The organism is Chloroflexota bacterium (assembly GCA_026713825.1).
Classification (GTDB): Bacteria; Chloroflexota; Dehalococcoidia; order Lucifugimonadales; family UBA1127; genus UBA1127.
Genome location: JAPONS010000083.1, coordinates 1 through 1,669 on the forward strand (window position 1 = coordinate 1; position 1,669 = coordinate 1,669).

2 protein-coding genes are annotated in these 1,669 nt (G+C 65.8%); both read right to left on the reverse strand.

Going from position 1 to position 1,669, the window contains the following annotated elements; translation table 11 throughout:
- Positions 1-391 (reverse strand): hypothetical protein (locus tag OXC99_10840; protein ID MCY4625479.1); only part of this gene is annotated, 391 nt, incomplete at its 3' end.
- Between the two features lie 6 nt (positions 392-397).
- Positions 398-1,669, reverse strand: a 1,272-nt coding sequence (locus tag OXC99_10845) for an ATP-binding cassette domain-containing protein (GenBank protein MCY4625480.1), incomplete at its 5' end; no start/stop codon positions are given.

Below are 1,669 nucleotides of genomic sequence, written 5' to 3' on the forward strand. Positions count from 1 at the left end.
GACCGGCCGTTCCCAGGGCCAGAAACCGTAGCGCCAGGAGTGCGCCGAACCCGAGCGCTGCCCACGTCAGGTCCTTGACGGGCGTGCGCAGCGCGACAGCGTCGGACCCCACGGTGGCCTGCCCGCCGTAGAAGAACGGGAACACCACCGCCAGAATCAGGATGAAGGGCACGATTATTCTGCCCAGCGCCCAATACTGTCTCAGCGACACGCCCGTAAAGAAGGCTGCGAAGAGAAAACAGGTCGCAAAGAGCCCTGCGCCGACATAGAGATTAGTATTGAAAATGGCCACGAACGACACGCTCAGGACAATCAGCAGTTTCGCGAACGGCGTCATCCGGTGCGCCAGCGAATCACCCTGGATGAATGACAGTTGGGCCCTGGCGCTCATTTCGTCCTACCCGGCGCTCCGCGATTCCGCGCGCGACTTGTTGCTTGCATCGCGAGGCCGGCGAGGTGTCGGAGCGGCAGCGAATTCGGCCCCGATGCGCTCGACGAGCGCAGCCGTGGTCAATAGCGGTTCCCCCAGCAGGCGCGTGGAGATTTCATGCACCGGGGGCGGGCGGAGCCTCGCCCGGGCCAGAACCCCGGGGGCGGCGAACAACTCGTCCGGCGCGCCGTCGAAGGCCACCGCGCCATCGCAGAGCACCACGGTGCGATCCGCGTATTCGGCCACCAGCCGCATGTCATGGGTGATGAACACCACCGCCGCACCTCCGGCGGCGAGTTTGCGAAGCAATTCCATGAGATTTCTGGCCTGGTGGTAGTCCTGGCCGAAAGTCGGCTCGTCGAGGACCACGACGTCCGGCTCGTCGACGACCATCGCCGCCACCGACAGCCTGCGTTTCTGGCCGTGGCTCAACACATACGGGCTGGCGTCGCGCCGCTCGAGCAAACGCACGGCCCGCAGGTAGTCCAGGGTGCGCTGCTCCACCTCGTCCTGCGCGAGCCCCAGCGCCCGCAGACCGTGGGCGATCTCGCCGTAGACCGTCGCGCGGACGAACTGTTTCTCGGGGACCTGAAAGATGTGCGCCACACGCCGGGCCAGGTGCGCAAACTTGTATTCGGTGGTGGGGATACCGTCCACCAGGACCTCGCCTGAATCCGGCACGGCGATGCCGTTGAAAAGCGATGCCAGGGTCGACTTGCCCGAACCGTTCTGGCCGACCAGGGCGAGCAGTTCGGAACGGCGGGCCGAGAAACCGACGCCCTTGAGGACGTCGTGATCACCGTAGGCGAAGCTGACGTCCCTGACTTCGATAACTGCGGACGACTCCGTATTCGTTGATGCGGCGTCCGCCGTGTGGCCGGCTGCGTCAGCGTGGCCAACCGGAGCGACGTCGAGTCGGCCGGCCGAGGCAGGACTGTCCTGGCCAGCCGTTGCACCGCCTGTGTCCATGGCCGGAGTGGGCGCCCTCGGGTCGCCGCCCAGCGCCTCGACCGCCGCTATCAGTTCATCGCCGGTCAGGGACATTCCTCCGTCAAATTGCAGTCCTCGCGCCCGCAACTCCAATGCGACTTCGGTCGCCTGGGGTATCCACAGACCCATATCGTCGCGAACTTCCAGGCCGCGCTGTTCCATGAACTCCCGCGGCGTCCAGGGTCCCGCCACGCTGCAATCTTCAACCAGCAGCACCGCGTCGACCCGGTGGAAGACTTCGTCGACCTC